General features: G+C 43.5%; 4 protein-coding genes. 2 read left to right on the forward strand and 2 right to left on the reverse strand.

The annotated features are described in order from the left end of the window. Positions 1 to 60 precede the first annotated feature (60 nt). Entirely contained in the window at positions 61 to 381 is a 321-nt protein-coding gene (metJ, locus tag D9603_RS21215; protein ID WP_010368921.1) for a met regulon transcriptional regulator MetJ, read from the reverse strand. 344 nt (positions 382 to 725) lie between these two features. Here metJ and metB point away from each other — a divergent pair, with 344 nt between their 5' ends. Then, on the forward strand, positions 726 to 1,946 hold the full coding sequence (gene metB / locus D9603_RS21220; protein WP_128732824.1) for a cystathionine gamma-synthase: 1,221 nt from the start codon (positions 726 to 728) through the stop codon (positions 1,944 to 1,946). Positions 1,947 to 1,950: 4 nt separating this feature from the next. Then, positions 1,951 to 4,299, forward strand: coding sequence for a bifunctional aspartate kinase/homoserine dehydrogenase II (gene metL, locus D9603_RS21225; protein ID WP_128732825.1), 2,349 nt, complete (start codon positions 1,951 to 1,953; stop codon positions 4,297 to 4,299). 171 nt (positions 4,300 to 4,470) lie between these two features. On the opposite strand, the gene D9603_RS21230 is transcribed toward metL, so the two are convergent. Further along, on the reverse strand, positions 4,471 to 5,901 hold a 1,431-nt coding region (locus tag D9603_RS21230), incomplete at its 5' end, for a penicillin-binding transpeptidase domain-containing protein (RefSeq protein ID WP_277750234.1).

A 5,901-nucleotide genomic window follows, 5' to 3' on the forward strand; every position in this document is an offset into this window, starting at 1 on the left:
CCTAGTTATCGACAAGATTTTCTCGCCTCAAAATAAACCACTTAATTAAGAAAATTGGTATTATTCTTCGTTTATTTCAGGGATCTCTAAACCACGCTCTTCCATTATTTGTCTTACTTCTAACGGAATACGTTCTGGGTTGTCTTTTCTCAGGTCTTCATCACTTGGAAGTGGTTGACCCGTGAAAGCATGTAAAAAGGCTTCACATAATAGCTCGCTGTTTGTTGCATGGCGCAAGTTATTTACTTGACGACGTGTACGTTCATCAGTAAGCACTTTGAGTACGTTCAAAGGGATACTCACTGTGATTTTTTTTACTTGCTCTGCTTTTTTACCGTGTTCTGCATATGGGTGAATATACTCACCATTCCATTTTGCCATAATTGTGTACTTGCCTCAGTTACATCAATGCCAATATGACTGGGTTCTGATTGATATTGTTCAGCTAAGCAGGTGGAGCAGGGAAATCTTTAAAGAGTAAAGATAAAACCTGAACTTGAATAGTTGAGCAAATTAATCCGCTATGGCGAGAACTATAGATCTCTGCCATAGTTTTCAATAACTCAGTCGTATTAGCAACGCCTTAAGTGGCGAAATTTTATCGGTTTAAAAAAGATAGTCAAATACTAGTTATTTAGCCATTTAGCAGTATAAATGTTTTGACTTCTAGTTGTCGTTGCTCTAACCTTTTAGACGTCTAAACATCCAACTATCTAGGTGACCCTATGAGTCAAATTAACAAATCGACGGTTGCAGTGCGTCACGGTATAGAAGCTGATAAAGCACATGGTGCAGTGGTTCCGCCCCTTTATCTGTCGACGACCTATTCATTTGCAGATTTTGATACCAAGCGTGATTATGACTATGGCCGCAGTGGTAACTTTAATCGTGATGTGTTGGCACAAGCGTTAACCGAACTTGAAGGAGGTCAACGTGGCATTATTACCGCAACAGGTATGTCGGCTATTCACCTAGTAACTCAATTATTAAACCATGACGACACTTTAGTGATACCCCACGATTGCTATGGTGGCAGTTATCGTTTATTTACGTCATTGGCAAAGCGTGGGCTACTTAAAGTAGAAGTAGTGGATTTAACCCAGCCAGAAAGCCTTGAGAAACTAGAAAAAATCCAGCCTAAGCTTGTGTGGATAGAAACACCAAGTAATCCAATTTTACGACTAACCGATATTGAAGCTGTTGTAACCGCTGCGCATGCGGTCGGTGCTTTAGTTGCGGCAGACAATACCTTCTTGTCACCAGCATTACAAAACCCTATCGCTTTTGGAGTCGATATTGTTGTTCACTCAACCACTAAATATATTAACGGTCACTCCGATGTGGTAGGTGGTGCAGTGATAGCGCGTACACAAGAGCTAGGAGATGATTTGGCTTGGTGGGCAAATAACATTGGTATTACGGGCGCGCCTTTTGATAGTTATCTGACATTGCGTGGACTGCGCACACTTAACGTACGCTTACGCCAACATCAAGAGAATGCGCAACAGATTGCTGAATACTTAGAGAAGTCGCCGTATGTGAGTCAAGTATACTATCCCGGTCTCAAGTCGCATCCACAGCATGAGCTAGCAAAAAAACAACAACTAGGCTTTGGTGGTATGGTGAGCTTTGATATTAAGGGTGATCTACAGACATCGGCTAAATTTTTAACTTCGTTAAAGCAGTTCTCGCTCGCCGAATCACTAGGTGGAGTTGAAAGTTTAATTTGTCATCCTGCGACCATGACACACGCAGGAATGGAACCTCAGGCACGTCTCGAAGCTGGGGTTGGCGATACCTTAATTCGCATTTCAGTGGGCATTGAAGATGTGCAAGACTTAATCGCAGATCTTGAAGCCGGATTTTCCAGTATTGATGACAGCCAGGCAAGTGATGACGCGAAGTCATTTAAGCTTACGCCTGCACATACCGTTGCGTTGTGGTGAGTAAATGGCAAAAGTAGTACATAAGTTTGGTGGTTCTAGTTTAAGCTCTGCAGAGCGCTATCAGGCTGTTGCTAAGATAATATTAGAGCAGTGTCAGTTAGGTGATAGCGTAGTGGTTTCAGCTGCGGGAAAAACAACCAATACTTTGGTGAAGCTATGGCAGAGTTTTGAGCAGCAAGATGTGCGCGCTTTTAACGACGTCTTGTTACAAGTTGAAAACCATCAACGTGAATTAATAGATGCGTTGTTTACCGGCGATAGGCATGCTGCTTTGCTCAAGCAGCTCGTGAACGAATTGCAGGCCCTTGCGCAAGCGCGTGAAGCACGCACACTTCACTATGCCAGTCTACTGGCGCATGGGGAGTTGTGGTCGGCTCGTGTCCTAGCCAATTACTTAAGCTCACAAGGTATTGAAGCTCGGGATATTGACGCTAGAAAACTATTTGTGCAACAGGATGGTGTATTATTACATGCGTTGAATAAAGAGGTGTGTTACAGCGCAATTGGTGACAATGCTGTGCATATTGTTACCGGCTTTATTGCAGCAGATAGTCAAGGTGAAACGGTGACTTTGGGGCGCAATGGAAGCGATTACAGTGCGACTTTACTGGCCAATTATATTGATGCCACTCAGGTATCGATTTGGACAGATACCATAGGCGTATTTAGTACCGATCCACGTAAAGTCAGTAGTGCAATAAAATACGCTAAAGTATGTCGAAGTCAGGCTGAATTATTAGCACGTTTGGGGAACCCTGTCCTGCATGCAAAAACACTCTCTCCCTTGAAAGGTACTGATATAAAACTACAAGTGCGAAGTAGTTTTGACTCAGACGCACTAGGCACTGAAATTGTTAAAGCAGGTTATAGTAAAGAGAAGCGCTTTATCACTACTTTTGGACAACTAGATTTACTGCGTGTTGAAAAATTAAATAGTGGTGAAGTAAAACAGCTTAGCCAACTAATACAGCATAGTATTCATCATTTTATCAAAGGTGGAGAGGCGCATTTATTGGTGCCATCCGAGTTTAGCCATCTGGTTATCAATGCCTTAGAGCCTCGTGCAAATATCATTGAATCACAAGTGCAAGGCTTTGCTGTCGTTGCGCCAAGCCAAGATATTGCAGGGTTACATCAGCAAGCTTTAGAATTGCTAGGCGACAATGCGATAGTGACCCGTTTTGTATTACAAGCACAAAACTATAGTTTAGTGTTGACTGATCAGTCTATTGATAGTGATGTTTTGGCAGTATTACATGAACGGCTTGTCAATAAAGGCAGAGAGCTCGCGGTCATCGTTGCAGGTGTTGGCAATGTGGGTGAGGTTTTTATTGAGCAGTGTAACGATCAGTTTGACAAACTGAGTGAGCACTTTGATCTGAAGTTGGTAGGATTGTTGCGCTCAAAACAAATGTTGTTTTGTCCAAGCGGATTAAACTTAGCCCAATGGCAGCAGCAATGGCAAAATGAAGCCATAGAATATAACGAAGCTGAATTATTTACTCGCATCAAAGAGCTTGATTACGAACATAAAGTAATTATTGATATTACCGCAAGCGAGCGCTTTAGTGAATTATATCCACAGTTTGTAGAACATGACTGTCATCTGATCAGCGCCAATAAATACGCTGGTACAGCGAAGCACAACTGGTACACACAACTACGGCAAAAACTGCAAGAACGTAACTTATTATGGCGTTATAACACCAGTGTTGGAGCTGGGTTGCCTGTTAACTTTGCCTTAGCGGATCTGCAAAATAGCGGCGACGAAATTGTGAGAATCGAGGGGGTTTTCTCTGGTACTCTATCTTGGTTGTGCAGTCGTTATGACGGCTCTGAGGCTTTTTCTGAGTTAGTACTGGGCGCACAAGCGCTTGGGTTTACCGAACCTGATCCAAGAGAAGACCTGTCTGGTCGTGATATGCAGAGAAAGTTGCTAATTTTGGCAAGAGAGTTGGGTATTGAACTTGAGTTAGATGAGATTGAACTAGAACCATTAATGCCAGATAACCTGGCGCAAGGCTCGTGGTTACAATTTTTGGAAAATCGCCAACAGCTTGATGACTTTTACGCTGAACACGACGCCAAAGCCCGTGAAAATGACGCTGTACTACGTTACACCGGGGCGCTGGAAATTGCGAACAATGGTCATGTCTGTGCAAAAGTTGGGGTTGCACATGTACCCAATGGTGCCGCCATTGCTAATTTAACGCCCAGTGACAATATTTTTGTGATCCACACAAAATGGTATGAGCAAAACCCGCTGGTGATCCAAGGCCCTGGTGCCGGTAAAGAAGTGACCGCTGCTGGGATCCATTCAGATTTATTCTGGTTGACGCAAAATTTGAAATAACCTGAACTTCAGCTAGTTATATCAATTTGCTTAATTAAGTGGTCTATTTTCTCGTCTTATAATAGACCAATTGATTAAGATAGTTGGTTCTAAATGTAATCCGTCAGTCCACTCTGTATCCTGGTCTTAACTACTAACAAAAATGCCGATACAGGCATCGGCATTTTTTGTTTAGAACAATTCTTCGTGTGTTGGTAGCGGCGCACTATTGTCAAATGGTGTGCTGCTATCAGTATCTAACACGTACTTAGTGGGAGCTGTACCTTGCTCGAAATACTCAAAGCGAGAGGTATGATCGTTTTTGCGAGACAAAAGCCCAGTTTTTAAATCAATGCGGGTTGAAATAAGACCCGGTGGCGGCTCTATTGGTGCTAAAGGTTCATCTTTGAGTGCTTCGCGCATAAAGTCTATCCAAGCTGGTTGCGCTGAAATCGCCCCAGCTTCGGCACCAACGAGCTGGTTTTTACCCAGATTAGCATTATACGCAGCGCGACCGAGTGATTTGCTAGCATCATCAAAGCCAACCCATACTGTGGTGAGAACATTTCGATTAAAGCCGGTAAACCATGTATCAACTGAGTCATTCGTTGTACCTGTTTTGCCTGCAAGGTCACGGCGCTTTAGCCATTGACCACGCCAACCTGTACCACTCCATCCGGTCTTGTGTTTCCAGCTACCACCGCCCCAAATTGCACTGTGTAAGGCATCGGCAATCAAAAAAGCATTTTGTTCAGAAATAATTTGTGGCGCACAGCGCTCAGGCTGCTCTTCTAGTTGTTGCTCATCACAAACAATCAGTGGTACTGCAGAGCCTAATTCAGTTCCAAATGAATCTGTGATCTTATCAATAAAATACGGTTCAATCAGATGCCCACCGTTAGCAAAAGTTGCCATCCCTCTTGCCATTTCAATGGGAGTGAGTGCTGCGCTGCCGAGCGCTAACGACTCGCTACGATTAATATCAGCATCTTGAAACCCAAATTTGAGTAGATGGTCTGCGGCCGTATTGATCCCAACACCTTTGATGAGACGCACCGAGACAACGTTTTTGGATTGAGCCAAAGCACGGCGGATCCGAATAGGTCCATTGTAGACCTCCGGGCTATTTTTTGGTCTCCACGCGACACCAACACTCTTATCCCAATGGTTAATTGGCGCATCATTGATAATAGTAGCAAGAGTGTAGCCCTGCTCTAATGCTGACGAGTAGATAAAAGGTTTAATATTTGAGCCAACTTGTCGTTTAGCTTGGGTTGCTCGGTTGTATTGGCTAAGTTCAAAACTATAGCCACCGACGATGGCTTTTACACGGCCATCATTAGGGTCGAGCGATACAAGCGCACTGGAAGCTTGAGGCAACTGACTTAACATCCAAAGATTGTCTTGCTTGCGCACAAATACTTGCATACCAGGTGCAAGAATATCCGCTGTCGTTTTTGGTGGTAAACTTTGTCGTGTCTCGCTGATGTATTGTCGTGCCCAGCTTAAGCCTGGCCATGTTAGAGTTATTTGTTCACCACTTTTAAGCAGGACTTCAGCGCTTTGTTCAGTAATACTTAACACCACCGCAGCTTTTAATGATCCGATTTCATTGACTTTTTT

This window comes from Pseudoalteromonas sp. PS5, assembly GCF_004103255.1.
Taxonomy (GTDB): Bacteria; Pseudomonadota; Gammaproteobacteria; order Enterobacterales; family Alteromonadaceae; genus Pseudoalteromonas; species Pseudoalteromonas peptidolytica.

What these genes read in the sequence shown, in the direction of transcription:
- metL (WP_128732825.1), top strand. Translation starts at nt 1,951, where the DNA reads ATGGCAAAAGTAGTACATAAGTTTGGTGGTTCTAGTTTAAGCTCTGCA.
- metJ (WP_010368921.1), bottom strand. Translation starts at nt 381, where the DNA reads ATGGCAAAATGGAATGGTGAGTATATTCACCCATATGCAGAACACGGT.
- metB (WP_128732824.1), top strand. Translation starts at nt 726, where the DNA reads ATGAGTCAAATTAACAAATCGACGGTTGCAGTGCGTCACGGTATAGAA.